The organism is Arthrobacter sp. E70 (genome assembly GCF_058266945.1).
On sequence record NZ_JBYQFR010000023.1, the window covers coordinates 1 to 16,217 of the forward strand.

14 protein-coding genes and 1 riboswitch are annotated in these 16,217 nt (G+C 66.7%); of the genes, 2 read left to right on the top strand and 12 right to left on the bottom strand.

Annotated features, from left to right (window positions below):
* From AC3IMC_RS19720 to AC3IMC_RS19735, 4 genes are all read right to left on the bottom strand, one after another.
* Positions 1–136 (bottom strand): serine dehydratase beta chain (locus AC3IMC_RS19720; protein ID WP_490920612.1); only part of this gene is annotated, 136 nt, incomplete at its 3' end.
* A 454-nt stretch (positions 137–590) separates the two neighbouring features.
* Complete coding sequence (gene gcvT, locus AC3IMC_RS19725; RefSeq protein WP_490920557.1) at positions 591–1,739, bottom strand: glycine cleavage system aminomethyltransferase GcvT; 1,149 nt, start codon at positions 1,737–1,739, stop codon at positions 591–593.
* A gap of 11 nt (positions 1,740–1,750) precedes the next feature.
* Positions 1,751–4,600, bottom strand: coding sequence for an aminomethyl-transferring glycine dehydrogenase (gene gcvP / locus AC3IMC_RS19730; protein WP_490920559.1), 2,850 nt, complete (start codon positions 4,598–4,600; stop codon positions 1,751–1,753).
* A 191-nt stretch (positions 4,601–4,791) separates the two neighbouring features.
* Positions 4,792–4,889: riboswitch (glycine riboswitch) on the bottom strand.
* 87 nt (positions 4,890–4,976) lie between these two features.
* The gene (locus AC3IMC_RS19735; protein ID WP_490920561.1) at positions 4,977–5,513 is read right to left on the bottom strand and encodes a TetR/AcrR family transcriptional regulator; all 537 of its coding nucleotides are present in this window, start codon (positions 5,511–5,513) and stop codon (positions 4,977–4,979) included.
* Between the two features lie 76 nt (positions 5,514–5,589).
* Between AC3IMC_RS19735 and AC3IMC_RS19740 the strand changes: the two genes are divergently transcribed.
* Entirely contained in the window at positions 5,590–7,149 is a 1,560-nt protein-coding gene (locus tag AC3IMC_RS19740) for an MFS transporter (RefSeq protein WP_490920563.1), read from the top strand.
* 72 nt (positions 7,150–7,221) lie between these two features.
* Here AC3IMC_RS19740 and AC3IMC_RS19745 read toward each other — a convergent pair whose 3' ends face one another.
* The gene (locus tag AC3IMC_RS19745; protein WP_490920565.1) at positions 7,222–7,701 is read right to left on the bottom strand and encodes a Dps family protein; all 480 of its coding nucleotides are present in this window, start codon (positions 7,699–7,701) and stop codon (positions 7,222–7,224) included.
* Between the two features lie 209 nt (positions 7,702–7,910).
* Here AC3IMC_RS19745 and AC3IMC_RS19750 point away from each other — a divergent pair, with 209 nt between their 5' ends.
* Positions 7,911–9,467 (top strand): APC family permease, encoded by a 1,557-nt coding sequence (locus tag AC3IMC_RS19750; protein ID WP_490920567.1) that lies wholly within the window; start codon positions 7,911–7,913, stop codon positions 9,465–9,467.
* Between the two features lie 74 nt (positions 9,468–9,541).
* Here AC3IMC_RS19750 and AC3IMC_RS19755 read toward each other — a convergent pair whose 3' ends face one another.
* The 7 genes from AC3IMC_RS19755 to araB all read right to left on the bottom strand — a co-directional run bounded on the left by AC3IMC_RS19755 (position 9,542) and on the right by araB (position 15,983).
* Positions 9,542–10,090 carry an AMIN-like domain-containing (lipo)protein gene (locus AC3IMC_RS19755; protein ID WP_490920569.1) on the bottom strand — a complete coding sequence of 183 codons (549 nt, stop codon included), beginning with the start codon at positions 10,088–10,090 and terminating at the stop codon, positions 9,542–9,544.
* A gap of 175 nt (positions 10,091–10,265) precedes the next feature.
* Positions 10,266–10,568: a DUF4193 domain-containing protein gene (locus AC3IMC_RS19760; protein WP_490920570.1), complete on the bottom strand. Its 303-nt coding sequence runs from the start codon at positions 10,566–10,568 to the stop codon at positions 10,266–10,268.
* 88 nt (positions 10,569–10,656) lie between these two features.
* The gene (locus AC3IMC_RS19765; protein WP_490920572.1) at positions 10,657–10,860 is read right to left on the bottom strand and encodes a hypothetical protein; all 204 of its coding nucleotides are present in this window, start codon (positions 10,858–10,860) and stop codon (positions 10,657–10,659) included.
* A 73-nt stretch (positions 10,861–10,933) separates the two neighbouring features.
* The gene (locus AC3IMC_RS19770; protein WP_490920574.1) at positions 10,934–11,947 is read right to left on the bottom strand and encodes a LacI family DNA-binding transcriptional regulator; all 1,014 of its coding nucleotides are present in this window, start codon (positions 11,945–11,947) and stop codon (positions 10,934–10,936) included.
* Between the two features lie 60 nt (positions 11,948–12,007).
* The gene (araA, locus tag AC3IMC_RS19775) at positions 12,008–13,528 is read right to left on the bottom strand and encodes an L-arabinose isomerase (protein ID WP_490920576.1); all 1,521 of its coding nucleotides are present in this window, start codon (positions 13,526–13,528) and stop codon (positions 12,008–12,010) included.
* Positions 13,529–13,578: 50 nt separating this feature from the next.
* Positions 13,579–14,271, bottom strand: a complete 693-nt coding sequence (locus AC3IMC_RS19780; protein WP_490920578.1) for an L-ribulose-5-phosphate 4-epimerase — start codon at positions 14,269–14,271, stop codon at positions 13,579–13,581.
* Positions 14,268–15,983 (bottom strand): ribulokinase, encoded by a 1,716-nt coding sequence (araB, locus tag AC3IMC_RS19785; RefSeq protein ID WP_490920580.1) that lies wholly within the window; start codon positions 15,981–15,983, stop codon positions 14,268–14,270. Before araB ends, AC3IMC_RS19780 begins: the two co-directional genes overlap by 4 nt.
* Positions 15,984–16,217: the final 234 nt, after the last annotated feature.

Below are 16,217 nucleotides of genomic sequence, written 5' to 3' on the forward strand. Positions count from 1 at the left end.
ACGACGCCACGGCATCGAGCGTCCCCAAGGCCTTCAGCTCCTCCGCGAACACGGCAGCAGCCCGCATCGGCCCCACGGTATGCGAAGAAGAGGGGCCAATACCGATCGAAAACAGATCAAAAACGCCGACTGCCATGCTGGTTCCTAACTAAAACTGTGTTCTGGTCACTCTGAGTGGTTGGGGTGGTGCGGGCAGGACATCCCCCGCGTGCCTGGGCCCACGCCGTCAGGGTTCCCTGGCCGAGCTTGCGAGGCGAGGGGGACGGTGGGGAGCACGCTGCCGGATGCCCCGCCCACTCCGAAAGTTCGTCACCCGGGCGAACAACAGGATGGGCGTTAACACGTGCTCCAACAGTCGGGCGGGGTTGGGGAAAACACACGCACGTTAGCCGGTCCCTCCCACTTCGTGTACGCCGAGCCGTGTCCGTTGCATGACGTAACGTCCGCACGAGGGGCCGGCGGAGCCGGACTTTTCGAAAGCGTGCGTCAGAGCGAGGAACGAGCAGCACGCGTGAAAATGCCCGGTCCGCCGGTCCCGAAGGTGACCACGGCACCGAGAGGCCAAGGTGACCACGGTGGAGCACCAAGAGCTACTTGAGGCGCTTATAGAACGGGAGGTCGACGACTTCGAACGGTTTGGCCTTGCCGCGCAGGTCGATGTCCAAGGCGGTGCCCGGGGCGGCGTGTTCGACGTCGACGTAGGCCATGGCAATCGGGTAGCCGAGGGTGGGCGAGGGCTGGCCGGAGGTGACCTCGCCCACCGTCGCGCCGTCCTTGAGGACCGGGTAGTGTGCCCGTCCTGCACGGCGGCCCCCGCCTTTGAGCCCGACGAGGCGGCGGCCGGAGCTGCTGCCGGCGCCGGCTTCCTTTTTGGCGGCCAGTGCAGCCTTCCCGACGAAGTCGCCTTCCTTGGAAAGCGCGACGACGGGCCCCAGTCCGGCGGCGAACGGGTCACCCTGCAGGGAGAGTTCATTGCCGTACAGCGGCATGCCGGCTTCAAGGCGGAGGGAGTCGCGGGCAGCCAGCCCGGCGGGGGTCAGCTCCCCCTCGTCGGCGATGGCGACGAACGCCTGCCACAGCGCCGCGGCATCCTGGTTGGCCACGAAGATTTCGAACCCGTCCTCGCCCGTGTAGCCGGTGCGCGCCAGCAGGAGCTCGAGGCCGGCGCCGTTGACCAGGAAGGGCACCTCCACTGCGGCGTAGTACTTGAGGTCGGTGACGTCTGCGTGCCGTGCTGCGGGGACCAGGCGCAGCAGGAGGTCCTGGGCTTTGGGGCCCTGGACGGCGATCAGGGACGTGGCGGCAGAGGCATCCTCCACCGTGACATCGAACCCGGCGGCCCGTTCCTGCAGGGCTGCGGCGACGACGGCGGCGTTCCCGGCGTTGGGAACCACCAGGAAGACGTCGGTACCGTCCTGCGCGGCCGGACGGCGGTAGGTGATGAGGTCATCGATGATGCCGCCGTCGGCGTTGCAGATCAGGGAATACTTGGCCTTGCCCACGGCCATGGCGGAAATCTTTCCCACCAGGGCGTAGTCGAGGAAAGCGGCAGCCTGGGGCCCGGTGACCCAGACCTCCCCCATGTGGGAGAGGTCGAACAGGCCGGCCGTCTTGCGGACGGCGTGGTGTTCGGCCAGTTCGGAGCTGTACTTCAGGGGCATCTGCCAGCCACCGAAGTCGGTGAAGGAGGCGCCCAGTTTCTTGTGTTCGTCGTACAGTGCGGTGTACTTCTCGGTCATGGTCCCGGTCCTTAGTTTTCGAACTCTTCGAGGGGCGGGCAGGAGCAGATCAGGTTCCGGTCGCCGGCGGCGCCGTCGATCCGGCCCACGGGCGGGAAGTACTTGTCCTGCTTGTGGTGGGCGGGGAACGCGGCCTGCTCACGCGGGTAGGCGCGGTCCCAGTCGGAGCTGACGACGGCGGCTGCCGTGTGGGGTGCGCGGCGCAGCGGCGAGTCCGCGACGGCAAAGTCGCCGTTGGCCACCTGGTCGATTTCCTTGCGGATGGTGATCATCGCCTCGATGAAGCGGTCGATCTCGGCAAGGTCCTCGGACTCCGTGGGCTCCACCATCAGCGTTCCCGCCACTGGGAACGCGAGGGTGGGGGCGTGGAAGCCGAAGTCGATGAGGCGCTTAGCCACATCCTCGGCAGTGACGCCGGTCTTGGCGGTGAGGGCGCGTAGGTCCAGGATGCACTCGTGCGCCACCAGGCCGCCCTCTCCCGTGTAGAGGACGGGGAAGTACTCGTTCAGGCGCGAGGCAACATAGTTGGCGGCGAGCAGCGCGGACTTGGTGGCCTCGGTCAGGCCTTCACCGCCCATGAGCTTCACGTACGCCCAGGAGATGGGCAGGACACCGGCCGAGCCGAAGCGGGAGGCGGAAATCGGCACGTCGGCGGCACCCGACCCGGCATTCCAGGTGTTTGCGTCGCCCGGCATGAACGGCGCCAGGTGGGCCTTGGCAGCGACCGGTCCGACGCCCGGCCCGCCACCGCCGTGCGGGATGCAGAAGGTCTTGTGCAGGTTCAGGTGCGAGACGTCGCCGCCGAACTTGCCCGGCTGGGCGAGGCCAACAAGGGCGTTGAGGTTGGCACCGTCGATGTAGACCTGGCCACCGGCGGCGTGCACGGCGTCGCAGACTTCGCGGACGTCGCCGTCGTAGACGCCGTGCGTGGACGGGTAGGTGATCATGATGCAGGACAGCGCGTCCCGGTTCGCTTCGATCTTGGCCTCGAGGTCGGCGTGGTCGATCGTGCCGTCTGCCGCGGTGGCGACGACGACGACCTTCATGCCGGCAAGCACGGCCGAGGCGGCGTTGGTGCCGTGGGCCGAGGCCGGGATCAGGCAGACGTTGCGCTGCTGGTCTCCGCGGGAGTGGTGGTAGCCGCGGATGGCCAGCAGGCCCGCGAGTTCGCCCTGGGACCCGGCGTTGGGCTGGATGGACACCTGGTCGTAGCCGGTGATGGCGGTCAGGTCAGCTTCCAGGTCGGTGATGAGTTCGCGCCAGCCTGCGGTCTGGGAATCCGGGGCGAACGGGTGGATTGAGGCGAACTCGGGCCAGGAGATGGCTTCCATTTCGGCGGTGGCGTTCAGCTTCATCGTGCACGAGCCCAGCGGGATCATGGTGCGGTCCAGGGCCAGGTCACGGTCGGAGAGCTTGCGGATGTAGCGCAGGAGCTGGGTTTCTGAGCGGTGGGTGTTGAACACCGGGTGCTGCAGGTAGTCGGAGGAACGCTCGACGCCGGCTTCCAGTGCAAAGCCTTCGCTCCCGGCCACGGTGGCGCCAAAGACGTCCGCGACCTCGGCGACGATGGCCGCCGTCGTCGTTTCGTCCAGGGAGATGCCCACGGTGTCGGCGTCGACACGGCGCAGATTGATGCCGCGCGCCTCGGCATCGGCAACAACCGCAGCTGCACGGCCCGGGACCCGGACAGTCAGGGTGTCGAAGAAGCTCCGGTGGGCCACGTCGATTCCGGCGGCCTCGAGGGAGGCCGCGAGGGTGCGCGCGTGGCTGTGAGCGGTCTCGGCGATCGCCTTCAGCCCGTCCGGGCCGTGGTAGACGGCGTACATGGAGGCAACGATGGCCAGGAGCGCCTGGGCGGTGCAGATGTTGGACGTGGCCTTCTCGCGGCGGATGTGCTGCTCACGGGTCTGCAGCGCCAGCCGGTAGGCCGGGACGCCGGCGTCGTCCTTGGACACACCCACCAGGCGGCCGGGCAGGGAGCGTTCCAGGCCCTTGCGGACAGCCATGTAGGCAGCATGCGGGCCACCGAAGAACAGCGGGACGCCGAAGCGCTGGGCCGAGCCGACGGCGATGTCGGCCCCCTGCTCGCCGGGAGGGGTGATCAGGGTCAGGGCCAGTAGGTCGGCGGCCACCGTCACCAGCGCATCCCGTTCCTTGGCGGCGGCGATCACGGCGGACTGGTCCCACACCCGGCCGGAGGCGCCCGGCTGCTGCAGCACGATGCCGTTGATGTCGCCGTCGGGCAGGCCCTGGGACAGGTCCGCGACCTCCACCTCAAAGCCGAGCGCCTCGGCACGGCCCTTGACGATCGCAATGGTCTGCGGCAGCACGTCGATGTCCAGGACGGTCTTGCCCTCGGCGGCGGGCTTGGTCTTGTTGGACCGGCGCATCAGCAGCACGGCCTCTGCCACTGCCGTGGCTTCATCGAGCAGCGACGCGTTGGCGATGGGCAGGCCCACCAGGTCCTGGACCATGGTCTGGAAGTTCAGCAGTGCCTCCAGCCGGCCTTGGGAAATTTCGGGCTGGTAGGGCGTGTAGGCGGTGTACCAGGCCGGGGATTCCAAAATGTTCCGGCGGATCACCGGCGGCGTCACGGTGTCGTAGTAACCCTGGCCGATCAGCTGCACGGCGGTCTTGTTCTTCCCGGCGAGCTTCCGCAGCTCCGCGAGGACCTCAACCTCGCTGAGGGCGTCCTGGAGCCGAAGGGCGGTTTCCTGGCGGATGACCTGGGGAACGGCGGTGTCCACCAGGGAGTCGACGCTGTCGTACCCGACGGCCTTGAGCATGGTCTCGACGTCGGCCTGGCGGCGCGCGCCGATATGGCGGTCTACGAAGGTGGTGGAGGCTGAACTAACCGACACGAAGGAACTCCATTTACTCAGGCGGCGCAGGGTACGCCACAGCGATTCGGGTTCCTCCCCGCTCTGTATTGGACCTGAGAGTTTCCGCGTTGCCTGCCTGGACAGGACCCGCTTGCACCGTCGGTGAGCACAGCAGCTTTCCACTCCCGACAGGGTGGCAGGGAACGCTGCCTGCTACTTTCCAGAGGTGCCTCGCCGCGGCGGTACAGGGGCCTGCGAGATTCCTGGGGAGGGTTTGCTCCTACGGCGCCTGCCTGTACTTCCGGCAGGACTCTCCCGCCGCAGATCAAAGGCTATTCATTTGGATTTTGCGGGAACACTGAGGCTCCCACAGCGCTTAATTCTCCTACGCGGGAGCCCGCGGGGCAAATGGTTCCTACCGCCGGAGCCGCTCCAGCGCGGCCAGCAACTCGTCCACGTCCGCCGCCGCTCCACCTTCGGGAACCGGCCCCACGGAGAGCATGGCGTTAAAGTACAGGCCGTCGCCCATGTACAGCACGGCCTTGGCCAGGGCGGGCCCTACATCCGCGGCGATCTCGTCGAGCCAGCGCCGCTGGATTGCGGCAAACCGCCGCCTCGTTTCTTCGTGCGCCACCTCGGCAAGCCGGGTGGCTGCCACGATGGCCCGGTCCAGGGGCGTGTCCGCCCAGACCGAGGACCTGATGAAGTAGGCCGCGGCTCCTTCGGGAGCTTCGGCCATCGCGTCCGCGTCCGCGCCGGCCAGCACGTCCAGCCGTTCCAGCAGCACCTCGATGAGCGCTTCCTTGTTGGGAAAGTGATAGAGCAGGCCCCCCTTGGACACGCCTGCTTTCCGGGCAACTGCGTCGAGGGTCGCCGCCCTCTCGCCCACCTCGATGAGGAGGGACTCAAAGGCGTCAAGGACGGCATCTCGGGCTACGGGCTTGCGGGGCATGCCTCCCATCATGCCCTTGACCAGGTCGAAACCGGATAATCTGAAACTATACCGTCTGGACGGTATAGTTATTTCCATGACCACTTCGACCAGCTCTCTTGCACCAGGCCAGACGGAGAGCCCCGCGACGCCTTCGCCGAGGCGTGACTGGCTGGCCCTGGCGTTACTGATGTTCCCGGTGCTGCTCGTGGCCGTGGACAACACGGCCCTGACGTTCGCCCTGCCCGCCATCACGCGCGCCCTCGAGCCTTCGGGCGTGCAACTGCTGTGGATCGTGGACGTCTACCCCCTGGTGCTGGCCGGGCTGCTCGTTTCGATGGGAAGCCTGGGTGACCGGATCGGGCGGCGGCGGCTGCTGACCATCGGCAGCACAGGCTTCGCGGGTATCTCTGCCGTCACGGCCTTTGCCCCCAGCGCGGAGTGGCTGATTGCCGGCCGGGGAGCGCTGGGATTTTTCGGCGCCATGCTGATGCCGTCCACCCTGTCACTGATCCGCAACATCTTCCCGGAGCCCGGCCGCCGGCGGCTCGCCGTTGCCATCTGGGCAGCCGGATTCTCCGGTGGCGCGGCCCTGGGGCCGATCTTCGGCGGCTGGTTGATGGAGCAGTTCTGGTGGGGCGCGGTTTTCCTGGTCGCGCTGCCCCTCATGCTTCCCCAGCTGGGGTTCGGACCGGCATTCATTCCCGAATCCAGGGATCCGGCGCCCGGGGCGGTGGACATCCCCAGTGTCCTGCTTTCGATGCTTGCCATGGTTCCCGCGGTGTACGGGATCAAGGAGGTTGCCACCCAGGCCTCCGGCCCGGCGGGCTTTGCCGGCATTGCCTTCGGTGTGGCGATGGGCGCGGTGTTCGTGCGCCGGCAGCACGGCCTCAAGAACCCGCTGCTCGATATGTCCTTGTTCCGGAACAGGGTCTTCAGCATGGCCATCGGCGCCAACATCCTGGCACTGTTTTCCTTCAACGGGTTCATCCTGTTCCTGGCCCAGCACCTCCAGCTGCTCGAAGGAATGACCCCGTCCTCCGCAGGCATCGCGATGATCCCCGCCCTGGCCGCCACCGTGGTGGCGGGACTGGTGGTGGTGCCGCTTGTCCGGAAGGTCCGGCCGGGCTTCGTGGTGGCTGCGGGGCTGGCCTTCAGCGCGGCGGGATACAGCATGGTGGCGTTCGGAAACCACGACGGCGGCCCTTCCGTCCTGCTGGCGGCGCTGCTCATCCTGGCGCTCGGCGTGGGGACGGCGGAAACCATCTCGAACGATCTCATCCTGGGCTCTGCGCCCCAGGAAAAGTCGGGGGCGGCGGCGGCGATTTCGGAAACAGGCTATGAGGTGGGCGCCCTGCTGGGCACGGCGGTGCTGGGGTCGATCCTGACCGCCTCCTACCAGCAAAACCTCCGGCTGCCGGCGGGCGTGGAGGGCGCGCTGCCCGGGCACACCCTCCATAACGCGGGCGAAACACTGGCGGGCGCCATGGACGCCGCAGCAACCCTGCCCGCTCCCCTGGCAGCGGCACTACGGGAGGCGTCAGCGGCCGCCTTTGACTCGGGTGTCCACATCACCGCGGCCATTGGGCTGGTGCTGATGGCCGCGGCGGCGGTCCTTGCCGCCGTCGTGCTTCGAAAGGTCCCGAAAGCCGGTTGACGGGAAATGCGGGCAGCAAAAAGGCGTCCGGCTACGGAGGGTTGCCCCCCGGAGCCGGACGCCCCTGCCGGACTACTTCGAGTCGGCGGTGGTGACGCTTGCGGTTGGCTTCATGTTCTCGGCCTGCACCATCCAGGCGAACTGCTCGAGCCGGGCGATGAACTCGTGCAGGAGATCGGCGGAGGTGGGGTCTTCCTCATCCACTTCGTCATGGACCTTGCGCATGGTGCCAACGGCGGCCTCAAGGGCTGCAACGATCCGCTCAATGGCATCCTTGGTGCTGATCAGCCCTTCGGGGAACTGGGCCAGGCTGGTGGTGTCGGCAACGGTGGAGCTGCGGCCGTCTGGAAGGGCGTGCAGGGCGCGCATGCGCTCGGCGGTGTCATCGGCGAACTGGCGGGCGGCGTCAACGATTTCATCCAGCTGCAGGTGGAGGTCGCGGAAATTAGTGCCCACGATGTTCCAGTGCGCCTGCTTGCCCTGAACGTGGAGTTCGATCAGGTCCGCGAGCACGGCCTGCAGGTTGTTGGTCAGTGTCGGTGAAGCTTTCAATGCATCCTCCTCGATTGGTCCAGTGCTGCCGAGGCTACCAGCGGGGCAGGTGCCGCGGGAGGCGGTTTCTCAGTGAGCTTACTAATTTACGGCGGTCATAAAAGAATGTTGTTCATATTGCGTCTTGCATCACAGGACCGGCACCCCCATACTAAATGAACGCCATTCATATAGTGACTTCGGTCTCACAGCTTCCAGAAAGTGGTGCCATGACAGAGACAATCCGCACCAGTACAGCCAAATCAGGCCCTCATGCCCACGCGCCCTCAACGGGCGGCGTCAGCGACAAGGGACTCAAGGGCGGGCAGCTCGGCCTCCTCGCCGTCGTCGTCCTGGGCATCTCCACCATTGCCCCCGCCTACACCCTCACCAGCGCGCTTGGACCCACCGTCAACGAAGCCGGGCTCCAGCTGCCGGTCATCTTCCTGATCGGGTTCATCCCGATGATCCTGGTATCGCTTGCCTACCGGGAGCTCAATGCCGACTCCCCGGACAGCGGCACCACCTTCACCTGGGTCACCAAGGCCTTCGGCCCGTGGATCGGCTGGATGGGCGGCTGGGGCCTGCTGGCCGCAAACATCATCGTGCTCTCCAACCTGGCCGGTGTCGCCGTCGACTTCTTCTACCTCTTCCTGTCCCAGCTCACCGGTTCCCCGGAACTGGCAGACCTGGCGGACAACAAGGCGCTGAACGTGCTCACGTGCTTTATCTTCGTGGCACTGGCCGTCTGGGTCAGCTACCGCGGCCTGCACACCACCAAGCTGGTGCAGTACAGCCTGGTGGGATTCCAGCTGCTGGTGCTGGGCCTGTTCGTGGGCATGGCCTTCGCCAACTGGTCCACCTCGGAAACGGCCATCCCGTTCAGCTGGGACTGGTTCGACGTGACCAGGATCGAGACGTTCGGCCAGGTGGCCGCCGGCATCTCCCTGTCGATCTTCGTGTACTGGGGCTGGGACGTCTGCCTGACGGTGAACGAGGAAACGGCCAACGGCAAGAAGACCGCCGGGTTCGCCGGCACCCTGACCGCCGTCATCGTCCTGGCGATCTACCTCCTGGTCAGCATCGCCACCATGATGTTCGCCGGCGTTGGTGATACCGGCAACGGCCTGAACAACGCGGACAACCACGAGAACATCTTCACGGCACTGGCCTCCCCGATCATGGGCCCGTTTGCCATCCTGATGTCCCTCGCCGTGCTCTCCAGCTCCGCCGCCTCCCTGCAGTCCACCTTCATGTCGCCGTCGCGCAGCCTGCTGGCCATGGCCCACTACGGTGCCCTGCCCGAACCGTTCAGCCGGATCAGCCGGAAGTTCGCAACGCCGGGCTTCGCCACCGTCGCCGCCGGCGTGCTGTCGGCAGGGTTCTACGCGATCATGCATGTGGTCAGCGAAAACGTCCTGAATGACACCATCCTGGCCCTGGGCCTGATGATCTGCTTCTACTACGGGCTGACCGCGCTGGCCTGCACCTGGTACTTCCGCCACAGCCTCTTCAACAGCGCACGCCACTTCCTCTTCCGGCTGGTGTGCCCGGTAGTGGGCGGCGTGGGCCTGTTCGTGGTGTTCGTCCAGACCGCGGTGGACAGCCTGGCTCCGGAATTCGGCAGCGGTTCGGAGGTGTTCGGTGTGGGCCTGGTGTTCATCCTGGGCGTCGGCATCCTGGCGATGGGCGCCGTCGTCATGCTGGTCATGTCCCGCACCCATCCCGGCTTCTTCCGCGGCGAAACCCTTAAGCGGGATACCCCCGCCCTGGTGGTTCCCGAATAGGCCCGCACACCGAAAAAGGTGCCGTGCCCCGTTTCCGGGGCACGGCACCTTTTGGGTTGGCGACGGCGGAGCGGTCACCAATAGTGCGCGACGTCGATCACCAGGCGTGAGCCGGCGTCCGGTCCGGCCAGGGTGAAGACGCGGAACGGCAGGCGGGCGCGCACCCCCAGGCCCAGGGTTGTGTACCCTTCGAAGCTTCCGGCATAGGCAACCTGGCGGAACGTCTGGTAGCCGGCCACGTTGGAGAGCTCAGACTTGTCAGCCGGGTTGTAGGTAGGGTTGCCGCCGGCGTCGTAGGCAGGTGCGTTAACCGTGACCTGAAGACGCGCTCCGCCCCGCAGCGGGACAGGAAGGCCGGAACCGTCCTGGACCACCTGGGGCACGTACTTCACGGTGTATCCGGCGACGGGCCCGTTGAGGTCCACCACCATCCGGTCAAAGCAGTAGTGCTGCCCGGTCCGCACGCCGGTGACGGATGCGGTACTCATGCCCTCGCCGCTCTTGGCCAGCGATCCCCACGTGAGCCCGCAATACGATGCGCTTGCCGAGGCCGGCCCCGGCAACAGTAGTCCCAGCCCTGCGGCCATCATGATGGCGGTAAGCCAGGCAAGGAATTTCTTCATGGTGGTGCCATCCAGGAACGAGGCAATTGGATGGATTAAGCGTAGGAGCCTGCGCAGCCTGAAACGAGGTCTGTTTTGGTAACGGACGGCCGTGCAAGATAACGACGGCGACCGGGAACCAAAAAAGCGCCGCCCACCTCCGGGGTGGGCGGCGCCGGGCGAAGCGAAAGGGTCTTTAGCCTTCACACTCGCGGCAGTACTTCAAGCCGTCCTTTTCGCGGGCGACCTGGGAACGGTGGCGGACCAGGAAACACGACGAACAGGTGAACTCATCGGACTGTTCGGGGACCACGATGACCGTCAGTTCCTCGTTGGAAAGATCGGCGCCGGGCAGGTCGATACCTTCCGCGGTGTCGTTCTCGTCGACGTCGATGACAGCGGTCTGTGCGTTACCGCCGCGGGACGCCTGGAGCGCCTCAAGGGAGTCCGAGGGAGTCTCTTCTTCCTGCTTGCGTGGAGCATCGTAATCGGTAGCCATAGCCTGTTCACTTTCGTTGCCGCACAGCGCCATGTCAGGCGCTTCAGGAAGTCTAGGGCATGATCCCGGTACTAACGCAAGAGCGTGCTCAACCAGGCAGCCCGCTGCCGTCGGAAAGGGTTTCGGCGTACTTGGCGCGGGCAAGATCGGCCCCCACGGCGACGCCGCTCAGGGCCGGCAGCCAGCCCCAGCGGGTGGCGTCCGCCATGGCGTCGGCCGCCTGGGTCTCCGAATCGTATGTGAACGTCTGCATCAGCCAGGTGCGGAGCCGCGAGGGAAGGGTTGCCGTCATGCCTGCAACCTACGCAGCTATTGTTGTGGCTTCGTTTCATGCCGGTCTCGCAGCCATTAACACTGTTCACCTGTCAGGCGGGTGCGGCAGTGCTGCTGCGCAGGACGAGCTCGGGCTCCACCACCAGCGTCCGCGGTCCTTCCGCGCCGTTGAGCTCCGTCAGCATGATGTCCATGCACCGACGGCCGAGCTCTTCGAAGTCCTGCCGGACGGTGGTCAGCGGCGGGCTGAAATAGGCGGCCTCGGCCTGGTCGTCGAAACCCACCACCGACACCTCCTGCGGCACCTTGATGCCCGCCTCGTTGAAGGCGCGCAACACGCCCATGGCCATCTGGTCGTTGGCCACGAAGAGGGCCGTTGCGCGGTGGCCGCCCGCCAGCTGCCGGCCGATCTCATAGCCGCTGCCGGCGCTCCAGTCCCCTTCGACCATGAGGTCGGAGTCGAGTCCTGCGGCGTCGAGCGTGGCCTTCCAGCCGTCGGCCCGGGCCACGGCGTCGATCCAGTCCTGGGGCCCGGCAACATGGCCAATCCTGCGGTGCCCCTGCTCAATCAAATGCCGGACGGCCAGTTCGGCTCCGCGGCGCTGGTCCACGCGGACGCCGCCCACGGCCTCGTTCCCGTCCGAGCCCACGGCCACCACCGGCACCCCGATGGGCAGCTCTGCCAGGGCAGCCAGCGTTCCCACGTGCGGAACGATCACCACGATCCCGTCCACCGACTGGTCCAGGAAGTGCCGGACGGCGTCCAGGATGGCCTCCCGGCTGACCTCCCGCAGGGCGGCAATGCTCACGAAGTAGCCGGCGTCGCGCGCCGCCTGCTCCACTCCAAGCAGCGTGTTGGCCGGGCCGTACTGGGAGAGCTCGTTGCCCAGCACGCCGATGGTCTGCGAGCGCCGGGTCACCAGGCTGCGGGCTGCGGTGTTGCGGCGGTACCCGAGCTGGGCGATGGCCGCCTCCACCTTCTCCCGCGTCGCCTTGCTCACGTTGGGGTGGTTGTTGACCACCCGTGAGACGGTCTGGTGTGAGACTCCGGCCAGCTCCGCGACGTCCTCGAGCCGTGGCAGGCGCGGCGGCTTACTTTGTGTCATGAGGCTATTGTCCGTGAGAGCGGCCGCCGCCGGGGCAAGTGCGGCGGCCGCGCGGCGGATTCACAGTCCGCCGGCGAGTTTGTAGTAGGCGGCGTTCCAGTTCAGGTCTTTCTTGAACTGTTTGATGGTGGTGCCTTCGTCGATGCTGAGCAGTTCGGTTTTGGCGATGTCGGCGAAGTCCTCGAACACGTCCATGCCCACCTGGGTGGAGAGCACTGTGTGGTGTGCTGCGCCGGCGGTGAGCCAGGCGGCGGCGGAGGTGGCGAAGTCCGGTTTGGGCTCCCAGAGCGCCCGGGCGACGGGGAGGTTGGGCAGCGGCTGGTCCAGGGGAACGACGTCGACGGCGTTGGCCACCAGGCGGAAGCGGTCCCGCATGTCGGACAGGGCGACGACGACGCCCGGGGAGGCATCGGCGTCGAACACCAGGCGGACGGGGTCTTCCTTGCCGCCGATGCCCAGGGGGTGGATTTCCAGGCGGGGCTTCTGGGCGGTGAGTGAGGGGCAGACCTCGAGCATGTGCGCGCCGAGGATCTTCTCGGAGCCCGGTTCCAGGTGGTAGGTGTAGTCCTCCATCAGCGACGCTCCCCCGGGGAGCCCGGCACCCATCATCTTGGCGGCGCGGACCAGGATGGCGGTCTTCCAGTCGCCCTCGGCACCGAAGCCGTAGCCGGCGGCCATGAGCCGCTGCACGGCCAGGCCCGGGAGCTGGCGCAATGCACCCAGGTCCTCGAACGAGGTGGTGAACGCCGCGGAGCCGTTGGCTTCCAGGAAGGACCGCAGGCCCAGTTCGATCCGGGCCCCGTACCGCAGGGAATCGTGCCGTGCCGCGCCCGCGCGGAGCTCCGGCACCACCTCGTAAAGGTCCTGGTACTCGGCAACCAGGGCGTCGACGTCGGACTCCGCGGCGCCGTGCACGGCGTCGGCGAGCTCGTTGACGGACCAGGTGTTGACCGCGACGCCGAAACGCAGCTCGGCTTCGGTCTTGTCGCCTTCGGTGACGGCGACATTGCGCATGTTGTCGCCGAAGCGGGTCAGTTTCAGCGTCCGGACGGCTGCCCAACCGGCGGCGGCGCGCTGCCAGGACCCCACCTGCCGGGCAACCTCGGGATTGGAAACGTGCCCGACGACGGTCTTCCGGGCAATGCCCAGGCGGGACTGGATGTAGCCGAATTCGCGGTCGCCGTGCGCGGCCTGGTTGAGGTTCATGAAGTCGAAGTCGATGTCCGCCCAGGGCAGGTCGCGGTTGGCCTGGGTGTGCAGGTGCAGCAGCGGTTTCCGCAGCAGGTCCAGGCCGGAGATCCACATCTTGGCCGGGCTGAACGTGTGCATCCACGCGGTCACGCCGATCACCGAATCGTCCGAGTTCGCTTCCAGCGCGGTCCGGCGGATCGCGTCGGAATCCGTCAGGACGGGCTTCCAGACGATCTTTACCGGCACGGCGGACGACGCGTTGAGCTGGTTGGCGATCTCCCGGGACTGGGCGGCGACCTGCTTGAGGACGTCTTCCCCGTAGAGGTGCTGGCTGCCGGTGAGGAACCAGACCTCGTAGCCGTCGAGGGAGGTGGATGCTGCGGTACTCATGGATTCTCCTGGAAAAGTCGGTTCTTGGCCTGGTGGCAGGCCCGTGGCTTTTATTGGCCGTAGACGTTCTGGTAGCGGGCGTACAGCGAATCGATGTGGCCCTGGTCGATGGGGAGGGGTTCGCCGAGCTGGCGTGCGATGTGCACGGTGCGGGCCACTTCCTCGCACATGACGGCGGCTTTCACAGCGGACCGGGCGTCCTTGCCGATCGTGAAAGGACCGTGGTTCTGCATCAGTACCGCCGGTGACGTTGAATTCTTCAGGGTCTCCACGATGCCGTGGCCGATCGAGTCGTCGCCGATCAGCGCGAACGGGCCCACCGGTATCTCGCCGCCGAACTCATCGCCCATCATGGTCAGCACGCACGGAATCGCCTCCCCGCGGGCAGCCCAGGCGGTGGCGTACGTGGAGTGCGTATGCACCACTCCCCCCACCTCCGGCATGTGCCGGTACACATAGGCGTGCGCTGCCGTGTCCGAGGACGGCGACAAAGCGGGATTGCCCCACTCGCCATCGCCGTTTCCCGCAACCGGGACCCCGTACAGGTCGGTGACGATCATCTGCTCCGGGGTCAGGTCCTGGTAGGAGACGCCGGAGGGCTTAATGACCATGAGGTCCGTCCCGGGAACCCGTGAGGAAACGTTCCCGGCCGTCCAGACCACCAGTTCGTACCGGGTCAGCTCGGCATGCAGGGCGCACACTTCCTCCCGGATGCGGGCGATGGTTTCGAGGATTGCGCTCATGCGGACACCGCCACGGTTGTTGTGGCGGCTTTGCGCTGGAGGGCTTTGAGCCGGTGCATGACATCGTTGCCGCCGCGGCCGAAGTAGTCGTGCAACGCCTTGTACTCCTGGAACAGCTCGTCGTACGCCGCCACGTTTTCCGGGATCGGCGTGTACACCCCGCCCGGTTCGGCACCCATGGCGGCAGCAGCCTCGCGAATGTCCGCATATTCACCCGCGGCCACGGCCGCGTGGATCGCCGATCCCAGCGCCGGGCCCTGCTCCGAGCCGATGGTGGACAGCTGCAGCCCCGTGGCATCCGCGTAGATCTGCATCAGGAGCTTGTTCTTCAGCAGGCCCCCGGCAACGATGAACTCCCTCACCGGCACCCCGGCCTCCCGGAAAGCATCCACGATGGTGCGCGTCCCGAACGCGGTGGCTTCCAACAGCGCCCGGTACGTGTCCTCCGGCCGGGTGGCCAGGGTCTGGCCCACCACGATCCCGGAAAGTTCGTGGTCCACCAGGACCGAGCGGTTGCCCGAGTGCCAATCGAGGGCGATCAGGCCATGCTCTCCAATGGCTTGCTGCGAGGCCAGTTCGGTGAGGTACTCGTGGATCCCCAGACCCGCTTCCTTCGCGGCCTGATGGTATTCCGGCGGCACCCCGTACCGGGTGAACCAGCCGAAGATATCGCCCACGCCGGACTGCCCGGCCTCGTAACCCCACAGCCCCGGCACGATGCCACCATCCACCACCCCGCACATGCCCGGAACCTCACGCAATTCCGTGCCGTTCATCACGTGGCAGGTGGAGGTGCCCATGATGGCCACCAACTGGCCGGAGTCCACCGCCTTGGCAGCCGGGGCGGTCACGTGGGCGTCGACGTTGCCCACGGCCACGGCGATGCCCTCCGGCAGCCCCGTCCACGCCGCCGCCTCCGCGGTCAGGGTGCCTGCGGCGTCGCCCAGCCGCCCGATGGTGTGCTCCAGCTTCGCGCTGACAAAGTCCTTGAAGTCCGGATTCAGGGCCGCCAGGAAATCCTCCGACGGATACCGGCCGTCCTGGTAAATTCCCTTGTAACCGGCGGTGCAGGCATTGCGGACATACCGGCCACACAGCTGCCAGACAATCCAGTCCGCCGCCTCCACCCAGTGGTCCATCGCGGCATACGCCTCCGGATCCTCCTCCAGCAACTGCAGCCCCTTGGCGAACTCCCACTCAGAAGAGATCAGGCCGCCGTAGCGCGGAAGCCAGTCCTCACCCCGCTCAGCAGCCAACCGGTTGATCCGGTCAGCCTGCCCCTGCGCCGCATGGTGCCGCCAAAGCTTCACATAGGCGTGCGGTCGGTTCGCGTAGCCGGGCACCTCATTCAGGGGCGTACCGTCGGCCTTGACGGGCACCATCGTGCAGGCGGTGAAGTCCGTGGCGATACCGACGACGGCCGCCGGGTCAATCCCGGCAGCCGCCACCGCCGCGGGCACGGCGTTGCGCAGCACCTCCCGGTAGTCGTTGGGCACCTGCAGCGCCCATTCCCCGGGAAGCCGCGCGCCGTCGTCGCCCGCCGTATCCTCTGGGAGCCGGTCCGTAACCACTGCGTGCGGATACTCATGGACCGCACTCCCAAGTTCCCTGCCATCGCGGACGCGCACCACCACCGCACGCCCCGAAAGGGTCCCGTAGTCCACCCCGATAACGCAGGGCTCGGAGCTGGATCTGTTCAACGTCTCTGGCATGGTGCCTCCATCCGGGAGGCAGCGGCCTCGTTACCGGGGTTGTAGGGTCTGGGTCGGGCTAAGTTCTGGAGTAAGTGTGAACGCTAACAAGTGCTATGTCAACGACGCCGAAAAACTTTCGAAGTTCTGGAAGGAGCCTCTTGTTAGCGTTCACAAATCGGTCTATATTGAACCGACACATCAACAATGTGGCCAGGGCCAGGGAGCGTCGGTGCTGCCGGTCCAACAACACTT